Raw genomic sequence first — 22,338 nt, 5'->3', positions numbered from 1 at the left:
AGCGGGATGTTAATCCCGCTTTTTTAATAATTCTCCTCCAGATTTTCTTATTTCTAAATTTTCACCATCTTTTGAGTCAACTATAACCGTATCTCCTTCTTTTATAGTATCTTCAATGATCATAGTTGCCAAAGGAGACTCTATTTTTCTTTCTATGACTCTTCTCAACGGTCTAGCTCCATAAACTGGATCAAATCCTTCTTTTGCTATAACGTCCTTCGCTGCTTCAGTTATTTGAATACTTATATGTTTCTCTTTTAATCTCTCTTCTAACCTTGAAATCATTATATCGACTATTCTCTTTATCTGGGAGATACCCAAGGGTTTGAAAACTATAATATCGTCGAGCCTGTTAATAAACTCAGGTCTAAATGCCAATTTTACTTGGCTCATAATTTCATTTTTTGTGTTTTCATAAGATTCTTCTTCTGTTTCTCCAACAAAACCAACACTTTTCTTGGTTTTATTTAGTAACTCTGAACCTAAGTTGGAAGTTAGTATTATGATGGTATTACTGAAATTGACGGTCCTACCTTGAGAATCTGTTAACCTACCATCGTCTAAGATCTGTAACAATATGTTGAATACATCGGGATGAGCTTTTTCAACTTCATCGAATAATACAACGGAATAGGGTCGCCTTCTGATCATTTCTGTTAGTTGTCCACCTTGTTCGAAACCTACGTAACCTGGTGCTGCACCTACTAACCTAGAAACGTTGAATTTTTCCATGTATTCACTCATATCTATTCTCACGAGTGCGTCTTCAGTACCAAATAATATCTCGGCTAATGTTTTTGCTAGTTCAGTCTTTCCTACTCCAGTTGGACCAAGGAACAAGAATGAACCAACTGGTTTCTTAGGATCTTTCAATCCCGCTCTGGCCTTTTTAATATGATCTGCAACAGTGTTGACCGCTTCATCTTGGTCAACGAGTCTTTTGTGTATTTCGTTTTCAAGGTTGGCAAGTTTTTTCTTTTCATCTTCAACCATTCGTGTAACAGGGATTCCAGTCCATTCTTGTACCAAAGAGGCTATTATGTCTTCATCTACTACATTGCTTATTTCGCTTTGTACTCGTTTAGCAGCTTTTTGTGCTTGTTCTAATTCCTTTTGAAGGTCAAAATACTCTGCCTTTTTTTTGGAGGCTTCTTCATATTTTTCCTCTAAAGTTAGTTTATTAATCTCTTCTTCTAATTTTGACAATTTCTTTTCCAATTCTCTAATTTTCTCTGGTTTGGCTGAGTTTCTCAACTTTACTCTGGCACAAGCTTCATCTATCAAATCTATGGCTTTATCGGGTAAGAATCTGTCGTTAATATATCTATGAGAAAGATTAACTGCTGCGATTAAAGCTTCATTCAATATTTCGACCTTATGATGTTTTTCGTAAGTTTCTTTTATACCCTTAAGTATTTCAATAGCCTGCTCAGGGGTAGGTTCTTGTACATACACCGGTTGAAACCTTCTCGCTAATGCTTTGTCCTTTTCAATGTATTTTTTATATTCTTCATAGGTTGTTGCTCCAATAACCTTTATTTCACCTCTAGCTAAAGCTGGCTTCAAAATATTTGCGGCATCCATTGCATTTCCTTCAGCCACTCCAGCCCCTATTATATTGTGAAGTTCATCGATAAAAAGAATAATTTCGTCGCTCTTTTCTTTTACAGTATCGATAACTGATTTAAGCCTTTCTTCAAATTCACCTCTAAATTTAGAACCTGCCAACAAGGCGGCCATGTCTAATTGTAAAATTTTCTTATTTTTCAAATAAGAAGGAGGATTTTCATCTACTATCAACTGCGCTAAACCTTCTACTACGGCTGTTTTCCCAACTCCAGCGTCGCCAACTAATACTGGATTATTTTTAGACTTTCTTGATAATATTTCAATCATTCTATTTATTTCTTTTTCTCTTCCTATCACAGGCGTAAGCTTTCCTTTCTTTGCCTCTTTGGTTAAATCAACAGTAAATTTTTTCAAAGGATCTCCCATACCTGATTCTATTTCTTCGTCTCCGTTTTCTAACATCTCTTGTAGCCGTTCTCTAATTAAAGCTTCCGTAGTATAAGCAGACAAAAGTTTGGAAGCGTAGGATGTACCTTCCTTTAAAATCCCTAACAATAAGGCTAGTAAAGGAATTTTTTTAAAACCCATCCTGTCGGATTCTGATTTAGCTATTTGTAAAGCATTTGCTAAACTAGTTGATAGATAAATACCTTGTGCACTACCATAGGACATTGAGTAATAAACTCCCATTTCTTCGGATAAAGCTTCTTCAAGTTTGCTTTTTATAGAATTAGTATTGGTACCTTGAAAAATTTTTTCAACATTTTCATCTTCAACATTTAAAATTGCTAACAACAAATGCTCAGGTTTGAGAATATTACCTCCTGAATAACCTAGAACATTTTGAGCTTCTTGAAATGCTTTTAAAGATTTTTCAGTAAAATCATTCGGATTGAATCTCATTAAGTCACCTCCATCCATAGATCCCTTTCAGGGAGTTTTTTTCTACGTAATAAAGTATTTTATCACTCGTTACTTTTATTTGCTAATTCTATTTTCATTATATCCTTTTCAATGTAAAATGTCAAGAAAAATTTTTAAATTTCTGTTTTAATTCATTTTCTTTTATAAAACCACCCAATATATCCAACTTGTCATTCGAAAATTTGATTCAATTAGTGAATTTACAGTATTTTTTATCCCATTTTTAAGCAATTTAGTGTTATAATTAGAATGAAAAAGATAAAATATCGGAGTGTGGAGCATATGGTAAGCAAAATTTTAAATATTATATATAATGATAAACCTCAAAATGTATTAAAATCAACTTTTAAAGAAGTATCTTCCCAATTGAAAGAATCAATGGGGAAAGACAACATTATGTTTATTTATCAATCAAGCAGGGAGGTTTTTAAAGCTTTAGCTTCTACAATAGATAAGTTTGAAAATATTAAAATATACCTACGCGGAGACGAAGATCTAAAAAACAAAATTTTTTCAAATGAGATCGTACCTGTGAATCTAAAAGATGATATTTCACAGGTAAGTTCAACCGCAAACGATATAAGAGAGTTATTTTTGTATCCGATATTTTCCGAAGAAGGCTTAATTGGCGCCGTCGGATTATTTGACAATCAAATTGATAAAAATACTTTCGACCAACATTTTTTTTATTATTCCGTATTGATTAATTTGATTATAGAAAAATTGAGAATTAGGGATTTGCAAGACAAGGTAATTTTAATGGAAAAGCTCACCGACATTATAGAAGAAATTACCGAAAAAGATATAATAGTCAATAATGTATTAAAACTCCTAAAAGATTCTCTACATGCAGAAAGCATAGCATTCTGGAAACTTCAAGGTGATACTCTCGAAATCAAATACTTTTTAGAAATAGATGAAAGCACAATCATAACTAGAACTATCCCTATAGAAAATACCCTCGAAGGTAAAGCAATAAAAGAAAGATCGAGTTATATGCTAGTGGGACGAGAAAACTTTCAAAATTATTTTATTCCTTTTAATATAGATCTCAAATCTTCTATTTATTCTGTTATAGAACAAAATCATGAAGTTTATGGCGTTTTAAGTGTTTATAACAGAGAAGAAGAATACTCATTTAGAACTTACAAAAATTTTGATGAAGCAGATTTCCACGTTTTTTCGGACACCGCCAAAAGATTAGCTTTTTCTATTCATAGAATAAATTTATACAACAAACTTCAAAATGAAGTCAGTAAATTGACTGAATTGAAAATGAATTATGAACAGCTTATTGAAAAACAAAAAGAACACTTAGATATGCTAAATGCATTGGATAAGATATCCCAAGCTGTGAGATCTGTTTACGATAAAAATTTGGCAATAAAAATAATGCTTTTAGGCTTAACTTCTGGGAGAGGTCTCAAGTTCAACAGAGCTCTTTATTTAGAAAAGGACAAGGTTCGGGGATTCCTTGTTCCAAAAATATGGGTTGGTCCTGATACAGAAGAAGACGCTACCGAAATCTGGAAAGACGCAAACATTAGGGCTTTAAAATACGGAAACGTCGTTCAGTACCTAAAAGAGGAGGCCATAAAAATACCCACCAATAATAAACTAATCCTCAGTTTACAAAATAAAGTTTTAGCATATAAAGGGCATCCTATTTTAGAACGAGTCGTTGAAAAAAAACAGGTTTTACATATCGTTCCTCAAATGTTGGAAATTAAATGGGAAGATTTAGAGGATATATACGATATAGTTAAAATTAATGAGTTTCTTATTTTCCCAGTTACTGGAATGACAGAAACTAAAGGAGTAGTAATAGTTGATAACAAAATAAACAAAAAACCCATCACCAACATTGAAACTGAAATTGTAAAATTATTTAAAGATAATATGGGATTAGCTTTGGAAATGATAGAAAATTATCAAGAATTAAAGGAAAAAACATTAAGATTAGAAGAACAAAAAGATTTGATGGATTACTACAGAAGATTCAAAGATAATATATTACAAAACCTGGCTGTTGCCGTAGTTGTGGTTGATAGAAATGGAAAAATAAACGAATGGAACAGAATGGCAGAAAATTTTTTCTCCAGACCAAGAGAGACCATGATAGGAACTGCTATCCAAGATATAACAGAACTAATCGGGGAAGAAATAATCGAAAAAATTAAAGACATTTATGAAACCAGAAATAATATCAAATTAAAGAATTATGAAGTAAAACTTTCCGATACCAAGAAAATTTTTGATATTCAGCTATCTCCTTTGAGAAACGAAGAATTAGGAGTGATAGAAGGCGTTATAATTGTTTTTGATGATGTAACCGAGCTGTACAACCTTCAAAAAGAAATGGAAAAGCGAGAAAGACTTGCTGCCATGGGAGAAATGACTGCTAGAATAGCTCATGAAGTGAGAAATCCTATTACTATTATCGGTGGCTTTTTAAACAGGATAGCTAAAATGAACGAAATGGATGATATTCAAAAATATACCCAAATTATTAAAGAAGAACTTTCAAGGCTCGAACATATAGTAAATGAGATCTTAGAATATTCTAGAGGAGGTAAAATTAACCAGATTGAAGAAGTCGATTTGATAGAAATCATACGTGGAATAATATTGATGTACGAAGATTTTATACAACAAAAACACGTTATGGTGAATACTGATTGGTTAAAAGAAGAGATCGTAATAAAAGCAGACAAAGATAAAATAAAACAGGTATTGATGAATTTAATAAAAAACGCCTTAGAAAATGTATACAACAATGGGAAAATTGAAATAAAAGTTGGATTTACCGATGAAAATAAAGTTTTTTTTGAAATAACCAACGATGGACCCTCTATTCCCCAGGAAATTAAAGAAAAATTATTCACACCTTTTCTTACTACAAAAAGCAATGGGACAGGATTGGGTTTAGCTATTTGTAAAAAAATAATAGAAGAAGAACACAAAGGTAAAATTTATTTGGTAAAATCTGACAATAATGGAACCTCTTTCAGATTTGAAATTCCAACAGGTGAGAAATAATACTTTTTAGGAGGGGTTAAGTTGTCGAAAGTACTAATAGTAGATGATGAAGAGAACATAAGAACTTTAATAAAAGAAGAACTGGAAGAAGCTGGTTACGAGGTTACTACAGCAAGTAATGCAAAAGATGCACTGGAAACCTTAGAAAATGATCAAGATATAGATATCATATGCACTGATATCGAAATGCCTGATGTAAATGGCTTAGAACTCGCAAGTGAAATCAGAAAAAGGTATCCAAACAAAAAAATAATATTTCTCACAGCCTACTCACATTATAAAAGCGAGATGGCATCCTGGGCTGCAGATGCTTATGTTGTAAAATCAATGGATTTAACAGAAATAAAAGATACAATCGAAACTCTTTTAAAAATTCAATAATATTTTATCGGAGGTGCGGGTTTTGGATTACAAAGACACAATCAATCTTCCAAAGACATCATTCAAGATGAAGGCAAATCTAAAAGAAAAGGAGCCTCAAATTCTTCAAAAATGGGATGATTTAAATATTTCTTACTATCTCAGAAACAAAAGAATCGGGGAAAAAAAGTTTGTTTTACATGATGGTCCACCGTATGCGAATGGAGACATTCATATGGGGACGGCTCTCAATAAGGTTTTAAAAGACATCGTTTTAAAATATAAAACATTGAGAGGTTATGATGCGCCTTATGTTCCTGGATGGGATACACATGGTCTTCCAATTGAGCATAACGTTACTACCAAGCTTGGAGAAAAGGCTAATGCCTTGAGTAAATTAGAAATAAGAAAACTATGTGAAGATTACGCTATGAAATACGTAGACATTCAAAGAGAAAGCTTTAAAAGGTTGGGGGTAATTGGTTTTTGGGATAAACCATATTTAACTTTGAAACCAGAATATGAAGCCAAAGTTTTAGAAATTCTTCGTTCTATAGTTGAATCCGGCAATATTTATAGAGGAACAAAACCTATATATTGGTGTACAGAATGTCAAACAGCTTTAGCAGAAGCTGAAGTTGAATACCATGATCATACATCAGATTCAATTTATGTAAAGTTCCCTCTAGTTGGAGAAAACAATACATACGTGATCATATGGACAACAACACCTTGGACTTTACCAGCGAACGTAGCTATTGCTGTTCATCCTAATTTTGATTACGCAAAAGTTCAAGTTGGAAACGAATATTGGATAATGGCTAAGGAATTAGTTGATAAAACTATGAAAGAATCAGGAATAGATAATTACAAAATAATCGATACCTTTAAAGGATCTACATTAGAAGGGAAAAAAGCTAGACATCCTTTTGTTGACAGAGAAAGCCTTTTAGTACTTGCAGATTATGTAACTTTGGAAGAAGGTACCGGATGTGTTCACACTGCTCCAGGACACGGTATGGAAGATTATATAACAGGTACAAAGTACAACCTTCCAGTAATATCTCCAGTAGATAGTCGGGGATATTTCACCGACGAAGCTGGAAAGTATAAAGAGATGAAAATTTGGGAAGCGAACAAAGAAATTATCAAAGATCTAAAAGAAAACGGTTTTCTCGTTCAATCAGGAAAGATAACTCATTCCTATCCACATTGTTGGCGTTGTAAAAATCCTGTTATCTTTAGAGCCACTCCTCAATGGTTTATAGATCTTGAAAAAAACAACTACCGTGAAAAGGTGTTGGAAGAAATAAAAAAAGTAAATTGGATACCCAAGTGGGGAGAAAATAGAATATCCTCTATGGTGAGAGAGAGACCTGACTGGGTAATTTCAAGACAGCGTGCCTGGGGAATCCCAATACCAGCTATTAAATGTGAGAATTGTGGAGAAACAATTTTGGATACCAAAATTATAGACCACGTTATAGAAATTATAGAAAAAGAAGGGAGTAATGCATGGTTTGAGAAAGAAGCGAAAGAACTTCTACCAAATGATTACAGGTGCCCTAAATGTGGTGGTTCAGAGTTCAAAAAGGAAGAAGATATTTTAGACGTTTGGATCGATTCTGGATCATCTTTCGAAGCAGTTGCAAATTCCCGTGAAGAATTAAAAAAATTCCCTGTAGATTTATATCTTGAAGGAAGCGATCAACATCGAGGGTGGTTCCAAAGTTCTATATTCTTATCTGTTGCAAAACACGGAATTGCCCCTTATGAATCCGTTTTGACTCATGGCTTTATAAAAGACGAAGAAGGAAAGAAGATGTCTAAATCCTTGGGAAATGTAGTCAACCCAAAAGACATTATCAACAAATATGGAGCAGACATATTAAGGTTATGGGTTGCATCAGCAGATTACAGAATGGATATTAAAATATCTTACAATATTTTGGAACAACAGGTTGAAACCTACCGCAAACTTAGAAATACTATAAGATTTTTGCTGGGCAATATAAATGATTTTGACCCTGATGAAGATTCTGTGGCTTATGAAGAAATGTTAGAAATAGACCAATGGGCATTGATGAAGTTACATAATTTGATAAAAAATGTCACCAAAGCTTATGACAACTACGAATTTTACAAAGTACACTATCTTATAAACAATTTTTGTACAATAGATATGAGTTCTACTTACTTGGATATAATAAAAGATAGAATATACGTAGAAGGAAAAAAATCTAAACTCAGGAGATCCGCTCAAACAGTTTTATATGAAACCGCTATAGCTTTAAATAAGATGATTTCACCCATATTGCCTTTTACTGCGGAAGAAGTTTACGAGCATCTCAATTACTCAAACAAATATGAAACCATATTCGCTGAACTATGGCCTGAATATAAAGAGAATTACCTTAGCGAAGAATTAGAAGAAAAGTGGAATAAAATTTTTGCTTTGAGAGAGGATGTTTTAAAAGCCCTTGAAGAGAAAAGAAAAGAAAAATTTTTAGGAAACTCTCTGGATGCTAAAATTATCCTCAACCTAAAAGATGATACATTAAAGCAAATTCTATCTCAATACGATAACAACTGGATTGCTGATCTATTTATAGTATCTCAATTTGAATTTGGTAATGTAGATGAAGGATTTGAAGGTCGATACGCAACAATTAAAGTTACCAAAGCAGAAGGGGAAAAATGCGAAAGATGTTGGAAAGTAGATCCTAATACGGACAATGACCCTGACTTTCCGGGCGTTTGTCCAAGATGTGCAAGAGTATTAAAAGAGGAAATAAATGCGTAAACTCTAGGATGGGCTGTATAGCAAAAGAACACAAAAAACAGTTTTATTAATTCTAAAGGTATGTGAGGGGGTACATAATGAAGCTTTTTTTTGGAAAAAAGGAAGAGAAAGTAATAAAACTTTTTTCTAAACATTTAGAAAAAGTAGAAGAAGGGGTAAACTTACTCACAGAATTAGTAGAATTGTATGTAACAAACGATATGGAAAAATCTGTTGATTTATCAAAACAAATATCTAATATAGAAAGCGAAGCTGATTCTTTAAGAAGAAAAACGGAAAGCGAAATGTATCAAGGAGCTTTTTTGCCAAATTTTAGAGGAGAACTTTTAGAATTAATAGAAGCGGTTGATAAGGTTATGAATAAAACACAAACGGTTTCAGAAATCTTAATTTTTCAAAAACCAAAAATACCCGAGAATTTTAAACCAGATTTTTTAGAACAAAGTCGATTGGTAAAGAAAACTTATAAATCCTTGAAAAAGTCTATAGAAAACGTATTCGAAAATATAGAAAAAAGTAGTGAGTATATTCAAAAAGTTGAATTACAGGAACATGAAGAAGATATCTTAGAGAAGGATTTAATACGAAGATTGTTTGAAATAGATAGCCTTGAATTATCGGAAAAATTGCAGTTGAAAGATCTTTTTCTACAGATAGGAGATATAGCAGACAGGGCCGAAGATGCTTCTGATAAATTAGAAATTATAGTCTTAAAAAGGAACATTAAATAAAAATATCGCTGGTCGAAAAAACCAGCGATATTTTTTTATAGCAAGTTCATTATAGCAAAGGATAAACCTGCAGAAATTACCACTGAGATAATGATATCTAAGAAGTTTACTCCTCCACCGGCACCTTCAGCTATTTGTTTTACATCAGTGACCTCTTGAGAGAGCTGATCAACACTACTTTGAACGGCTTGTAAGTTTTGGGACAATTCAGAAACAGATTGGGTATTATTACTTAATTGAACACTTAATTCGTCAGTAGTGTTTTTTAACGAAGTAAACTCAGTTTTATCAACTTTAGAATCTATCTTCGAATTCAAGTTAGCCGTTAAAGCATTCAATCTGTCCAAATCTTGGTTTACACTAGAAAAAGAGTTTTGAATACTAGCTACTGAATTTTTTAACGACTGTATTTCTTGATTGGAATTAGATACTGTTTGAGAAAGATTCTGATAATTACTATTCAGACTTCCAACGGTGTTTTCCAGATTGGTAACTCTGGTATTTAAGTTTCTGATGTCAGTTTCGCTTACCGCGGGCACTGATATGGCGTTGACCTTTCTCTCTAATTCGTCTATCTTCGTGGTGGCATAACCAAGCAACTCATAAGAATTCTGAAGTTCCTTGACAGAACTATCCAACCTCGAAACGGAACCCTGAAGAGTAGAAAGATCACTTGCAACAGAATTTAACCTTGTCTGAAGTTGCTGTAATTCCGCTGAAGAAACTCCTTGCGGAACAGATAAACTACTTACAGTCCTTTCCAAATTCGCCAAATTTTGAGCTAAAGGCTCAATCATACTTTGTTCTACGTAATCAATCGTTCTGGACAAAGCAACAGTCAGTTGATACCTGTTCATGTTTTCTAATCCTTTAAAAGTACCATCGGGGTATCCTTCAATAATGCCAATACCAGAAAGCCTTTCAACTGCATCATATGCCCAATGATTGATGGGAACATCCTTAAAAGACTGTGAAAATACTCCTAAAGCCAAAAACAAAAATAAAAACAAAATACCTGCCTTTTTCACTACACACACCTCCTGAATTTTAGTATTTTAAGTTTTTTATTGCTATCGATTTTATTTTATCACAAAAAATGGTAAAATAAGATGAAAAAACATTGGAGGTGTTAATTTTGTTTCAAAAAAGGACTCATACTTGTGGCGAATTAAACGAAAATGATATTGATAAGATCGTTATTTTAAACGGATGGATAGATAGGATTCGTGATTTAGGAGGAATTATTTTTGTTTTGATAAGGGATAGATACGGTAAAACTCAAGCGGTTTTTGATTCGAGTTATAGCAATACACTTTATCAAAAAGCCTTGAAATTAAAAAATGAATACGTTGTTTCTATCCAAGGAAAAGTTAGGAGGCGTCCTGAAAAAGACAGAAATTCAAATATGTTTACCGGGGGTGTTGAAATACTTGCAACAAATTTAGAAATTCTTTCTGAATCTGAAACGCCACCAATATACGTAAACATAGAAGAAGATATTTCTGAAAATTTGAGGCTAAAGTACAGATACTTAGACCTCAGAAAAGAACGGATGCAACGGAATCTAATACTGAGACACAAAGTTATGAAAATCACTAGAGATACGCTCAGCGCCGAAGGGTTCCTTGAAATTGAGACCCCTTACTTAACAAAATCAACACCAGAAGGGGCACGCGATTTTTTGGTTCCTTCTAGATTGAAACCTGGCAATTTTTACGCCTTACCTCAATCTCCTCAACTTTTCAAGCAACTGCTCATGGTATCAGGTTTTGATAAATATTTTCAAATAGCTCGTTGTTTCAGAGATGAAGATTTTAGAGCCGATAGACAACCCGAATTCACACAAATTGACATAGAGCAATCCTTTGTTGAAAAAGAAGATATAATTGCATTAACTGAAAAATTAATTAAAGAAATATTTGAAAAGTCTATAAATTACAAAGGATTAGAGACTCCCTTTCCAAAATACCCCTATGATGAAGTGATGCAAAAATATGGTTCAGATAAACCTGATATACGGTATGGTATGGAATTTATAGACTTAACAACTTATTTTAAAAATACCGAAACTAATTTTATAAAAAATGGGATAGATAAAGGCCTAATATTAAAAGGCTTTATTGTCCCTGAAAGGTCTAACAATTTTTCCAGAAAAAAATTCGATGATCTTACAGAGTTTGCTAAAGAACAAGGCAGTACCGGATTAATTTGGATAGCTAATGACAAAGAAATAAGATCAAATATAAAAAAAGCCGCAGCCAAAGAGATTAATATCTTAGTAGAACGTGGTATAATGAAAGAAGGTGACGTTTTATTAGCTATTTTGGAAGAAGCAGACAAAATAGATAAGATTTTAGGACAATTGAGAATAAAAATGATCAAAGAAGAGTTTGAAAAAGAATCCGGGTTCAGCATAATTTGGGTCACTGATTTTCCAATGTTTTCTTGGAATGAAGAAGAACAGAGAATAGTAGCCGAACATCACCCCTTTACTATGCCCAATTTAGATGATTTAGCTAAATATGATAATAGAGACCCTTTAAAAATCAAATCTCAATCTTACGATCTTGTAATAAACGGTTATGAGATTGCAAGCGGCAGCATAAGGATACACAAACAAGATATACAACAAAAGGTATTCGATATTTTAGGTTTGAGCAAAGAAGAGGCACAAGAGAAATTTGGATTCTTATTAGAGGCTTTCAAATACGGTGCTCCACCTCACGGAGGCATAGCAATCGGAATGGATAGATTGGTAAGCATACTGGTAGGAGAAGATTCAATAAAAGAGGTCATTGCATTCCCAAAAACAGCTTCTGGAACAGATCCTATGACCAATGCTCCATCAGAAGTTAGTGAGAAACAATTGGAAGAATTACATCTCGCTTTGAAAAAATCAAACGAGAGTGAGATGAAAAATGACTCAAAAAGCTAAAAAAATAAAGATTGCAATAGATGGGCCGGCAGGATCAGGCAAATCTACAATTGCACAAAGACTAGCAGAAATACTAAAAATAAATTATCTAAATAGTGGGGCTTTGTACAGAATCATTGGTTATTACCTAAACGAACAAAAAGTGGACCCACAAGATTCAAAAAATATAGAAAATATTTTAGAAAAACTTAACATTAAAATAAAAAACAACCGTTATTTTTTAGACGAAAAAGATGTTACTATCTCCATTAAAGACTCAAAAATCGGTGATTTAGCTTCTCTATACTCTCGTAATAATATTATTAGAGAAAAAGTTAATGAGATAATTAAAAAGATTGCCGAAAAAGACAGTATAGTGGTTGATGGAAGAGATATAGGAACCGTAGTTCTGCCCGATAGTGATATTAAAATATATCTAACCGCCTCTATAGAAGAAAGAGCTAAAAGAAGATGGAGTGAAGAAAAGGGGAAAAAACCCAATATTTCTTTTACTGAAATATTGGAAGAAATAAAAAATAGGGATTACAACGATTCAAATCGTTCTATAGCTCCATTAAAACCAGCTCAAGATGCAATAATTATAGATACTACTAATCTGTCCATAGAAGAAGTCCTTCAAAAAATATTAAAAATTATCGAAGAGAGAGGTATTTATGGAAATTAATGTAGCAAAAAGAACTGGTTTTTGCTCAGGCGTTCAAAAAGCGTACAATGAAGTTAAAAATTCCTTAGTTAACAAAAATAAGATTTATATTTATGGTGAGTTAGTACACAATAAAAAGGTAATAGAAGAGTTAAACAAATCAGGTGCAATAACTATAAAAGGATTGGATGAGATACCCGAGGATTCCATAAACGAAACGGTAATCATCAGAGCCCATGGTATTTCAAAGGCTGAGAAAGATCTTTTAGAAGAACGATTCTCTAAAGTTATAGACATGACTTGCCCAATAGTTACAAATTTAGTAAAATACGTAGGTAACAAGCAAAAAGAAGGATTTTTTGTAGTCGTGTATGGAAAACCTGACCATCCTGAGATACTTGGGCTAAAAGGGAATGTAGATGAGAGTAAATTGCTAATAACACTTTCTCCAGTGACAATACCTCAAAAAAAAGTATTGATAGTATCTCAAACAACCATGGGCGAAGAAGAGTACAAAAATTTTATAACCAGTATTTTAACTATTAATTCTTTTACGGAGGTGTTGATAAGAGATACTATATGTTCTGAAACTATCCTAAGGGAAAAAGAGACACTAGAACTTTCTCTAAAAAGCACATTGATGCTAGTTCTAGGCGGAAAAAACAGTTCAAATACTCAAAAATTATACCGTATTTCAAAAAAATATTGTAAAAGGACATACCATATTGAATCTGGTGAAGAACTTAAAGAAATAACTATCTCTCCACAAGACAAAATAGGAATAGTTACTGGTTCATCCACACCAACATCAGAATTAAATAAAGTGTTGGAGTATCTAAGCCAAAAGAAGGAGGATTTTTCATGATGGAGGAAAAAACATTTGAAAAACTTTTGAACGAACAAGAGATAAACGAGGTAAAAAAAGGAAAAATAATAGAAGGAAAGGTATTTGAAATAAATAGCGATGGTATATGGGTTGCTTTAGAAGGTGCCACAGGAGATGTGTTTGTAAGTCAAGTAGAACTCATAAAACCTCTCCAAGAATATCAAGTAGATCAAAAGATACTAGTAGAAATAACAAAAACAAATGATGCAGAAGGTTTAAACTTTGCCTCCGAAAAAAGGGCCGTTTGGAATGAAACTATGAATAAAATAAAAGAAGGAGAAAATTATCCTATTATTTTTAAAAACAGGCTCAAGAAAGGCTACAGCGTATTGATTGAAGGACTTATCGGTGCTTTTCTTCCTGGTTCGTTATCTTTATTAAGCCCTAAAGATGATTTACCTCAAGGAGAAAAAATGGCTAAAGTGATTTCTAAAAATGGAAAAAACATAGTCGTATCGATAAAAGATTACGCAGAAGAAAAAATTAGTCAAACTTTCAATGAATACGAGGAAGGAATGGTAATTGACGGTGTGGTAGAGGATATAAAAAACTTTGGTGCCTTTGTAAGATTGAATGATCATTTGAATGGTCTCATACCAGCAAGTGAGGTTAGCTGGGACGAAAAGATCTCTATAAAAGATTATCTAAAGGTGGGTCAAAAAGTTAAAGCGCTGATAATAAAATTGGACAGAGAGAAAAAAAGAATTTCACTATCTCTTAAACGCTTGAAAGAAAATCCCTGGAAAACAGTGGACGAAAAGTATCCTGTAGGAAGCATTGTTCAGGGTACTGTAACTAATATATTACCTTTTGGTTTTACCGTTAAGATTGAAGAAGGTCTGGAGGGTTTGGTCCATGAAACAGAAGTATTCTGGGGCAGGAAAGGTAGGATAAGCGACTTAGTAAATGTTGGAGACAATGTTCAAGTCAAAATATTGAATTTAGACAAAGAGAATAAAAAGTTTAATCTAAGTTACAAACAAGTTTCAGGAGATCCATGGGAAAACATAGAAGAAAAATACTACGAAGGAAACATTGTTACAGGTACTGTAGAAAAGGTCCTAAATAACGGAGCGATTATAAAACTAGATCAAGGAATCACTGGATTTTTACATGTTTCAGAACTTTCATGGGATTTTGTCGACGATATTTCAACAGTGCTTAATGAAAAACAAAAGATTAAAGTAAAAATAATAAAAATAGACAAAGATAACAAAAGGATCAGACTATCAGTTAGAGAAACAAAAGAAAATCCTTGGAAAAAGGCTTCAAAAGAGATAAAACCAGGTGATACTGTTAAAGGAAAAATAATTCGTTTTTTAGATAAAGGAGCAATAGTCCTCATTGATGGTTACGAAGTAGAGGCTTATCTACCCGCAAGCAAGGCTTCCACAAATTCAAAAAGTCTCGAGGAAACATATAGTATCGGTGATCAAATAGAAGCAAAAGTTTTAGAGATTGGACTTGAAAATGAATTTAAAAGAGGGAACATGATTATAAGTGTATCGCATCTACAAGAAGAAAGAGAAAAAGAAGAGGCGCTAAAAGTAATTAATGAAATGAATGAAGAGTAAAATGCTTCAGTAAAAAACAAGAGGTGGAATAACTTGGAAAAACCGACGGTTCTCATAATTGGAAAACCCAATGTGGGAAAATCAACATTATTTAACAGAATGATTGGTGAAAGAAAATCAATAGTTCACGATATGCCTGGTGTAACGCGGGATAACGTTTCCTCCTCAATCCAATGGGACGATATATCTTTTACATTGGTAGATACTTGTGGAATATTCGAACAACCGGAAGACAACATAGAAGAAAGGCAGAAAAAAATAATTTTTGAAAGTTTAAAAGACGTATCTTTAGTAGTATTTGTAATCGATGGAAAGATTGGACTTACCTCAGAAGACTATCACATTGCTGACTACTTAAGAAAGACCAATTCGAAAGTTATCTTAGTTATTAATAAGGCAGAGAATTTTGAAAAATACGAGCTTGAGATGAAACCAGAGATCTACTCTCTTGGCTTTGGTGAAGGAATCCCTGTTTCTGCAGAGCATAACAAAAATATTTTTACTTTAATGGATACTATCGCAAATACTTTAAAAACTTCTGGCTTAAGTTCCGAGGAATCTGTTGATAGCGAGAAGGATAGCGAAGAAATAAAAGTATCTATCGTCGGGCGTCCTAACGTTGGGAAATCTTCTCTTTTTAATAGCATAATTGGTTCAGAAATGGCTATCGTTTCAGAAATACCTGGAACAACCCGAGACGCCATTGATCATCTAGTTACAATGGGGGATAACACCTTCAGATTTATAGACACTGCCGGAATGAGAAAAAAAAGTACCATTCATTATGGAAGTATTGAAATGTTTTCAATATCAAGAACAATCAACGCTATTGAAAAGTCAGATGTAGTAATTTTAGTGGTTGATTCAACAGAAGGAATAACGCAACAAGACAAAAGCATCATAGGTATTGCAGAAAAAAGAGGAAAGGGAACGATTATAGCCTTTAACAAGTGGGATTTAGTTAGTAACAACCATCAAAGAAAGGAAGAGTTTTTTAACTATTTTGAAAAAGAACTCTACTTTGTAAATTATAGTCCATTAGTTTTCACATCGGCACCTAAAAGATGGGGGATTCAAGAATTAATAACCGCTATAAAAGAAGTAGAAAAATCAAGAAACAAAAAAATCCCAACAAGTGCGTTGAATGCAGCTTTAGAAAAATACACATTGGTTACTCCACCACCAATTAAAAAAGGAAAAAGAATCAAATTTTACTATGCTACACAAGTTGGGACCAAACCACCTGTTTTCGTATTCTATTCAAATTTACCATACGACATACCAAAATACTATCAACAAGGTTTGAGAAACATGATAAGAAATTACATTGATCCTTTCATTGGTTCACCTATATTTCTAAAATTCGAAGCAAGAAAAAATGAAGAAACTTCAAAAACCAAGCAAAAAACACTATAAAATTTGTTGTTAAACTTTGACTAAATTATAAATCCTATTTCAGGGAGGAAAACATATGTCCATTGCTGCTTTGATCATCAGTTATCTATGTGGATCGATTCCTTTCAGCTTCTTGATTCCATGGAGAAAAGGGATAGACATAAGAAAAACTGGAAGCGGAAACGTTGGAGGAACCAATGTTTTAAGGGCTTTGGGGCCAAAATGGGGACTCCTTTCAATAACACTTGATTTTTTGAAAGCATTCATTCCCATTTTAATAATAAGACTTATTTTTGGTGTTGATTCGTGGGTTCCTTATTTATCTTTAATTGTACTTGTTTTAGGTCACGACTATCCAATCTTTTTAAAGTTTAAAGGTGGAAAAGGAGTCGCTTCGACATTAGGTGGTTACTTTGCTTTGAGCCCCTTATTAGGCGCAATATTTTTGTTAGTTTGGATCCCCGTCGAATTATCCACCAAATATGTTTCTTTATCGTCCCTTTTAGGTTTGCTTATAACCGCTATCTTAGGTTATTTTTGGGATTTAAAAATGGGCATTACCTACACTATTTTGTTTTTACTGAGTTTGTATAAACACAGATCGAATATCAAAAGGTTACTATCGAATTCTGAAAATAAAACAGACATTATAAAAATCTTACAAAGGAAAGAAGAGCTTAAATGAAAAAAGCACTTATCCCCCTTTTTATTTATCTTTTGCTGACTAACGTTTGGATATTCTCTCAAGAATTATCAGAAAGTGAATTAAAATCAAGAGAACTATTTTCAGAGAGTCTCCAGTTGTTATTTGAAGGGGAAAAATACGAGGCACGTGTTCAATTGAATCAAGCAATGAGTGGAGAAATATATATAACAGATATACCCAAACTTTGGTACTATGCAGCAAAATTGGATTTACAGTTAGGAATGATAGACAAAGCCATTCAAGACTTGGAAAATTCTTTATTATTCTCTACAGTAAATGAAGAAACTAATACATTGTTGAACTTTATAAACAGTATCAAAAATTTTTCACTTTCCAACTATGCCACACCTGTATTTCTTGAAATTAGCCAAACAGCAGGCGTTAAAGATTCTTTTGAAAGATTTTATAATCCAGTAGATTGCGAAATCATCAATTCAAATTTGTACGTTTTAGATTCTCAAAATCACTTGATATTTAAAACAAATAACTACGAAGAAACTTGGATAAGATTGGACAAAGGCAAAAATTATTATTCTATAAACGCTGACGAAAATCTAAATAGAGTTTACCTAGGCTCGGATAAAGGGATTTATTACTTTGAAAGTTATTCTCCAATCATTAGAAAGGAAATTAAAACCAATTCAACGGTGGAAAGTACGGTATTAACAAACGAAATAGAAAACCAAATAGAAGTTTTGACAGAAGGTTTTCCATTTGTGATTTACGACATCGATAACGCTGGAAGATTAGTCGGATACGATCCATACAACAATGAAATAAAAATCATAGGTTACAACGGTGAGATACTTCAACAAAAGAAATTTGATCATTCAACAACGTTTCTCGATGGAGCCTTATGGCACAACAATTTATACTTAATTGATTATGCAAGTTCATCAGTTTTTAATTTCGATATATTAAAAAATGAAGTGGTGAACACAACAAAACTACCAAATAAAACTTATATTTCTCTTGATGTTCTTCCCTGGAATAAAATCTTAGTTTCATCAGTTGAAGATGGCATAGAAATTTTAGAAGAAGATGGAGAACTCAACCCAATCGATGATAGTTTTAATGGTAAAAATACTAGTCAATTCAGGGGAAAATTCAAAATTGAAAATGGTGTGCTTATCCTTTCGGATTTAGAAGATAACAAAGTTTACTTGGAAAGAATAGATTCAAATACTGAAAATAACCTGTATATTTTGAATTTGTACGGGTTGAAGTATAGTAAAAACGATCGAACAGTGACCCTAAAAATTAATGTCAACGATATCTCAGGCGAAAAAATGGATTTTTTGACCAAAAATATATACGTAATGGATTCAGGGGGTAGAGTGCCTTTTAATTACCATCGTACTTATTCGATATCAGATACTTATGAATATGAAATTAACGATCTCTTCCAAGTTCATGTACCCCAAATTAACACCGATTCGAAGATATTAACACATGGTGAGATCGACACAGAACTAACCCCTGAAAAGACGATACCTTTTATCCTTTCAAGTAGTTCTTTATTCCACCTGACTAATGGAAAAGAAGTAAACACAAACTTAGAAAACCTTGCCTTCATGAGCGGAGGAGGTATTATAGATCAAAGCCAAGAAGAATATCTGAAAAGTTATTTGAAAGTTTCATACAAACCTATTGATTACATAGAATACAACTTATTTCCTCCAATAATCAGTGGGATAAATCCAGCCAGTGTTTCTCTGTTATTAGAAGATAAAACTTTAGTTGATACTCTTTTTTACTATACTGAAGGGGATATAAATGAGTAAAGAACTGGCATATTATTACAACCAAAAAGCAAACACCATGTTAGAAAAAGGGAATTATCTAAATGCTGCTTCATATTATAAAAAAGCGATATCTTTACTTCCTGAAGATCCTATGTTCTATCATAACATTGGGGTCTGTTATATGCTAAGTGAAGATTACGAAAAAGCTAGTAAATTTTTAGAGATTGCTTTAGAAAAAGGCATAGACTTAGACGAGACAAACCTTTACCTTGCCCATTCATTATACGAAATAGAAAAGTATGAAGACATATTACATTTAAAAGAACCTCAGGATGGCCAAAACAAAATAAACTTTTTGATCATAAAATCAAAAGCCGCGTTGAAAAGTGGAAACAACGAAGTTGCAAAAAAGATAGTAAGTCATTTAAAAATCTCGGGTTACAATTCTCAAGAATTGGAACTAATAGAAAAAATGATATAACAAAAAATTTTAGTGGGGAGGATAAAAAATGAAAAAAGGTAGCTTTATTATCATTCTTTTAATTCTTTTGGCTTTACCAATTATTACATTCTCATATAACGTAAGGATGGGTGACATCTTAGGAATTTGGGTCTTAGGATATCCTGAATATTCAATAACCGATGCAATTGTGGGGCCAGAAGGAGACGTCACGGTACCTCCTATTGGCAGAATAAAAGCAGAAGGTAGAACTTTAGAAGAAATTGAAAACGAGATATCCACTAAAATGGAAAGTTACATAAAAACTAATAAAGTTACAGTAGGAATCACCCAGTATGCCCCTTTTTCGGTAACGGTTTTAGGAAACACCAACATAAACGGAGTTATTGACATAAGAAACGAAAAGATTAAACTTTCAGATCTAATTGGATTAGCTGGTGGGATAAAAGATATCACTAACTCCTCTTATGCGTTGATCAAATCTCCCGATGGAAAAGAACAAAAAGTTAATATCGAATGGATCAAAAGTGGAGAACCTGGTGAAGATCCTTATATATATGAAAATTACTTTGTTCTCTTCCCATACGACTATACGAACAAAATCACTGTTTTTTCAGACTTCGGCACGTCATCTTTAGATTACTATGAAGGTTTGACGTTGAAAACCGTCATCTCTTCCATGAATATACCTACTAACAAGATGCCTACTGAACTTATGATTGTTCGAGAGGGAAAAATTCAAGAAGTCCCATTTGATGAAATAGTAAAAAAAGAAGATTATTCCTTACAACCAGGTGACACAGTAATAATTCCTTACAACTATACTAATAATGTTCTTGTCTTTTCTGATTTTGGATCAGCTTCTTTAGATTATTTTGAAGGCATGGGAATAAAATCTGTAATAACGTTACTTAACGTTAGTCTAAGCGAAGTAGAAGACTCTGTAACAGTTGTTAGAGAAGGAGAAACTACTACTTTATCTTTACAGAAAACAACCAACAATGAAGATTTTTTTCTTCAACCTGGCGATACAGTAATAATAAACAGATTTGAAAATTATGTATACTTAAGTTCACAAGAAAATTCACAAAGAGTTGACTTTGAAAAACAAGAAAGAATGAACATCAGAACACTCTTAACTAAAGTTGGTATAAGTGAAGAAAATGTGGAAGAAGTTCGAGTAAACAACCAACCCGTAAATTCGAATACTGAGCTAAAAAAAGGTGATTTTGTTCAAATTACACTTAAGAGAAACTATGTTTATCTAAGTGGAGCATTCAACAGAACTGGAAAGGTTGAATTTTTGCCAAACGAAAAAATAAGGATGGATAAGATAGTTGGATTAGCAGGTGGTTTCAGTAACAATTTTTCAGGAAACTTGGTTATCGTGGATAATTCTGGAAGTACAAAAAGTTTAACCGTTGATCCGAATAACTTAACTATGTTGAAAGATGTCTTAGTAAGTTCTGGCTCAACGATAATAGCCGACACAGAATTAAGAATGGCTTATATATTCGGAGAATTCTCTAATGTTATGGCCTACAATCAAGGAGAAAGTTTGTATGAACTACTGCTCCCATTAAACTTAGATGAATCCTACCAAGTTAGATATCAAATCGGTGAAAAAACCGGAACTTCAATAGCGAATGAATTTGACAGTTTAAAAAATATTCTACTCGAAGGCAAGGCCTTTGTAGAGATTTCAAAAATTGCTCCAGACCAAATTATCGTCTACAAAGCAGGAGAAACACAAGTTATTCAGCAAAAAAATGTAAGGTTAATAGATGTCTTCTCGTCGGTAAATGGGTTCTCCCCAGTAGATACTGGAACAATAGCAATCTACCAAAACAATGAAAAGATAAAAACAATAAATTCTGAAGAATTATTGAACAATTTAATGATGGAAGTTCCAAAAGGTTCATACGTCGTTGTTCAACCAGAAGTGAGTGGTTCATACATAGCCGTTTTAGGAAATATTCCTTCTCCAAAAAGTCTAAGAACAGATGTTCCAATGAGCTTGGTTGAGATACTTTCTAACTCCGCTATCGATTGGAAAAACCAAGAGAGCATCTTCATCTATACAAAAAACAACGAGGAAATAAAAGTGGATATAAAAGACGTTGAATCACTAAGAAATGTACTTGTTAACCCTGGATCCATAGTCTACGTACCACCGGCAGAAGAGCAAGTTGTTTACGTCTTTGGAGAAGTAACAAAACCCGGTATTATCCCATACAATGCAGGCATGACAGTGCTAGACGCAATACTCAAAGCAGGAAACGCTTCTCAATCAGCTCAATTAACAACGGTATACTTATTCAAAGATGGTCCGGAAAATCCACCTGTAACTTTGGACTTATCTGGAATAATAAACGCAGCCCCTGTAAAAACCGGGATGAACCCAGAAGTAAAACCAAAAGATATTATCTATATTCCAAAAAACACACTCACCAACATCGTAGAAGTTATGAGTACGGTACAAACATTCATGAGTTTTATTAACGCCGGCTTTGACACATACGCTAATGTATCTGGTCTGTTTTGATAAAATAAGAAAGGTGAAATTTG

General features: G+C 33.1%; 15 protein-coding genes. 13 read left to right on the top strand and 2 right to left on the bottom strand.

Features of this window, described 5'->3' with window-relative positions; translation table 11 throughout:
• Nucleotides 1-9: 9 nt before the first annotated feature.
• Nucleotides 10-2,472 carry an ATP-dependent Clp protease ATP-binding subunit gene (locus tag BZ25_RS00385; RefSeq protein WP_233546393.1) on the bottom strand — a complete coding sequence of 821 codons (2,463 nt, stop codon included), beginning with the start codon at nt 2,470-2,472 and terminating at the stop codon, nt 10-12.
• Nucleotides 2,473-2,775: 303 nt separating this feature from the next.
• Between BZ25_RS00385 and BZ25_RS00380 the strand changes: the two genes are divergently transcribed.
• The 4 genes from BZ25_RS00380 (at nt 2,776) to BZ25_RS00365 (ending at nt 9,426) form a co-directional block, all read left to right on the top strand.
• Nucleotides 2,776-5,532 carry an ATP-binding protein gene (locus BZ25_RS00380; RefSeq protein ID WP_158584808.1) on the top strand — a complete coding sequence of 919 codons (2,757 nt, stop codon included), beginning with the start codon at nt 2,776-2,778 and terminating at the stop codon, nt 5,530-5,532.
• A 21-nt stretch (nt 5,533-5,553) separates the two neighbouring features.
• A complete protein-coding gene (locus tag BZ25_RS00375) occupies nt 5,554-5,913 on the top strand; it encodes a response regulator (protein ID WP_103064704.1) in 360 nt (119 codons plus the stop codon).
• Nucleotides 5,914-5,935: 22 nt separating this feature from the next.
• Nucleotides 5,936-8,695 carry an isoleucine--tRNA ligase gene (ileS, locus tag BZ25_RS00370; protein WP_121567175.1) on the top strand — a complete coding sequence of 920 codons (2,760 nt, stop codon included), beginning with the start codon at nt 5,936-5,938 and terminating at the stop codon, nt 8,693-8,695.
• 77 nt (nt 8,696-8,772) lie between these two features.
• A complete protein-coding gene (locus BZ25_RS00365; protein WP_012209416.1) occupies nt 8,773-9,426 on the top strand; it encodes a TIGR00153 family protein in 654 nt (217 codons plus the stop codon).
• Nucleotides 9,427-9,461: 35 nt separating this feature from the next.
• Here the strand turns inward: BZ25_RS00365 and BZ25_RS00360 are convergent, their stop codons facing one another.
• Entirely contained in the window at nt 9,462-10,454 is a 993-nt protein-coding gene (locus tag BZ25_RS00360) for an S-layer homology domain-containing protein (RefSeq protein WP_158584807.1), read from the bottom strand.
• A 107-nt stretch (nt 10,455-10,561) separates the two neighbouring features.
• On the opposite strand from BZ25_RS00360, the gene aspS reads away from it, so the two are divergent.
• Genes aspS through BZ25_RS00315 form a run of 9 tightly spaced genes read left to right on the top strand, consistent with a single transcriptional unit; the run spans nt 10,562 to nt 22,315 of the window.
• Nucleotides 10,562-12,361, top strand: a complete 1,800-nt coding sequence (aspS, locus tag BZ25_RS00355; protein WP_121567173.1) for an aspartate--tRNA ligase — start codon at nt 10,562-10,564, stop codon at nt 12,359-12,361.
• The gene (gene cmk, locus BZ25_RS00350; RefSeq protein ID WP_121567172.1) at nt 12,345-13,025 is read left to right on the top strand and encodes a (d)CMP kinase; all 681 of its coding nucleotides are present in this window, start codon (nt 12,345-12,347) and stop codon (nt 13,023-13,025) included. Before aspS ends, cmk begins: the two co-directional genes overlap by 17 nt.
• The gene (gene ispH, locus BZ25_RS00345) at nt 13,015-13,869 is read left to right on the top strand and encodes a 4-hydroxy-3-methylbut-2-enyl diphosphate reductase (protein WP_121567171.1); all 855 of its coding nucleotides are present in this window, start codon (nt 13,015-13,017) and stop codon (nt 13,867-13,869) included. Before cmk ends, ispH begins: the two co-directional genes overlap by 11 nt.
• Nucleotides 13,866-15,464, top strand: coding sequence for a S1 RNA-binding domain-containing protein (locus BZ25_RS00340; protein ID WP_121567170.1), 1,599 nt, complete (start codon nt 13,866-13,868; stop codon nt 15,462-15,464). The genes ispH and BZ25_RS00340 overlap by 4 nt, the downstream gene beginning before the upstream one ends.
• Nucleotides 15,465-15,497: 33 nt before the next feature.
• The gene (gene der / locus BZ25_RS00335) at nt 15,498-16,880 is read left to right on the top strand and encodes a ribosome biogenesis GTPase Der (protein WP_121567169.1); all 1,383 of its coding nucleotides are present in this window, start codon (nt 15,498-15,500) and stop codon (nt 16,878-16,880) included.
• A gap of 55 nt (nt 16,881-16,935) precedes the next feature.
• Nucleotides 16,936-17,544, top strand: coding sequence for a glycerol-3-phosphate 1-O-acyltransferase PlsY (plsY, locus tag BZ25_RS00330; protein ID WP_121567168.1), 609 nt, complete (start codon nt 16,936-16,938; stop codon nt 17,542-17,544).
• Nucleotides 17,541-19,349 carry a hypothetical protein gene (locus BZ25_RS00325; RefSeq protein WP_121567167.1) on the top strand — a complete coding sequence of 603 codons (1,809 nt, stop codon included), beginning with the start codon at nt 17,541-17,543 and terminating at the stop codon, nt 19,347-19,349. Before plsY ends, BZ25_RS00325 begins: the two co-directional genes overlap by 4 nt.
• Nucleotides 19,342-19,791 (top strand): tetratricopeptide repeat protein, encoded by a 450-nt coding sequence (locus tag BZ25_RS00320; RefSeq protein WP_012209405.1) that lies wholly within the window; start codon nt 19,342-19,344, stop codon nt 19,789-19,791. The genes BZ25_RS00325 and BZ25_RS00320 overlap by 8 nt, the downstream gene beginning before the upstream one ends.
• A gap of 28 nt (nt 19,792-19,819) precedes the next feature.
• Complete coding sequence (locus BZ25_RS00315) at nt 19,820-22,315, top strand: polysaccharide biosynthesis/export family protein (RefSeq protein ID WP_121567166.1); 2,496 nt, start codon at nt 19,820-19,822, stop codon at nt 22,313-22,315.
• Nucleotides 22,316-22,338 lie beyond the last annotated feature (23 nt).

It is taken from the genome of Petrotoga sp. Shatin.DS.tank11.9.2.9.3 (genome assembly GCF_003665005.1).
Classification (GTDB): domain Bacteria; phylum Thermotogota; class Thermotogae; order Petrotogales; family Petrotogaceae; genus Petrotoga; species Petrotoga mobilis.
The sequence above is the reverse complement of the archived record's forward strand: the minus strand, read 5'-3'. Positions and strand labels throughout refer to the sequence as shown.

What these genes read in the sequence shown, in the direction of transcription:
- BZ25_RS00385 (WP_233546393.1), bottom strand. Translation starts at nt 2,472, where the DNA reads ATGAGATTCAATCCGAATGATTTTACTGAAAAATCTTTAAAAGCATTT.
- BZ25_RS00380 (WP_158584808.1), top strand. Translation starts at nt 2,776, where the DNA reads ATGGTAAGCAAAATTTTAAATATTATATATAATGATAAACCTCAAAAT.
- BZ25_RS00365 (WP_012209416.1), top strand. Translation starts at nt 8,773, where the DNA reads ATGAAGCTTTTTTTTGGAAAAAAGGAAGAGAAAGTAATAAAACTTTTT.
- cmk (WP_121567172.1), top strand. Translation starts at nt 12,345, where the DNA reads ATGACTCAAAAAGCTAAAAAAATAAAGATTGCAATAGATGGGCCGGCA.
- ispH (WP_121567171.1), top strand. Translation starts at nt 13,015, where the DNA reads ATGGAAATTAATGTAGCAAAAAGAACTGGTTTTTGCTCAGGCGTTCAA.
- BZ25_RS00340 (WP_121567170.1), top strand. Translation starts at nt 13,866, where the DNA reads ATGATGGAGGAAAAAACATTTGAAAAACTTTTGAACGAACAAGAGATA.
- plsY (WP_121567168.1), top strand. Translation starts at nt 16,936, where the DNA reads ATGTCCATTGCTGCTTTGATCATCAGTTATCTATGTGGATCGATTCCT.
- BZ25_RS00325 (WP_121567167.1), top strand. Translation starts at nt 17,541, where the DNA reads ATGAAAAAAGCACTTATCCCCCTTTTTATTTATCTTTTGCTGACTAAC.
- BZ25_RS00320 (WP_012209405.1), top strand. Translation starts at nt 19,342, where the DNA reads ATGAGTAAAGAACTGGCATATTATTACAACCAAAAAGCAAACACCATG.
- BZ25_RS00315 (WP_121567166.1), top strand. Translation starts at nt 19,820, where the DNA reads ATGAAAAAAGGTAGCTTTATTATCATTCTTTTAATTCTTTTGGCTTTA.